Below are 466 nucleotides of genomic sequence, written 5' to 3' on the forward strand. Positions count from 1 at the left end.
CATAGATGAGACCAATAAGCGCATAGATGAGACTAATAAGCGTATAGATGAAGTGCGTGAGGATTTAAGCAAGCGGATAGAAGAAGTGCGAGTTGAACTTTCTGCAAAAATAGAAGGTGTTCGCTCAGACCTAACTGCCAGAATAGACGAGACCAACAAGCGAATAGACGAGACCAGCAAGCGCCTAGATGATGTACAAAGGGAGCTAACCGCCAAAATAGACGAGACTAACAAGCGTATAGATAAAGTTCATACAGACCTGATTGTCAGGATAGACGAAGTCCGCTCTGATTTTACGGCCAGGATTGATAGCGTTAATAATCACATAGATAAGACAACTTATAGCATAAATCAGCTTACTTTTCAGGTGGGTAAAGTGGCTCAGGAAGTGGAAAAGTTCAGAAAGCAGCAGGATTTTTACAAGGATGTTTTAATGTGTAAAAGTTTAGACTTTATCTGACAGTCA

General features: G+C 40.8%; 1 protein-coding gene. It reads left to right on the forward strand.

Features of this window, described 5'->3' with window-relative positions; translation table 11 throughout:
* A partial coding sequence (locus tag TH606_RS11800) for a coiled-coil domain-containing protein (RefSeq protein ID WP_082863640.1) occupies window positions 1-460 on the forward strand: 460 nt, incomplete at its 5' end.
* Between the last annotated feature and the right edge of the window lie 6 nt (window positions 461-466).

It is taken from the genome of Thermodesulfatator autotrophicus, from assembly GCF_001642325.1.
In the GTDB taxonomy this organism is placed as follows: Bacteria; Desulfobacterota; Thermodesulfobacteria; order Thermodesulfobacteriales; family Thermodesulfatatoraceae; genus Thermodesulfatator; species Thermodesulfatator autotrophicus.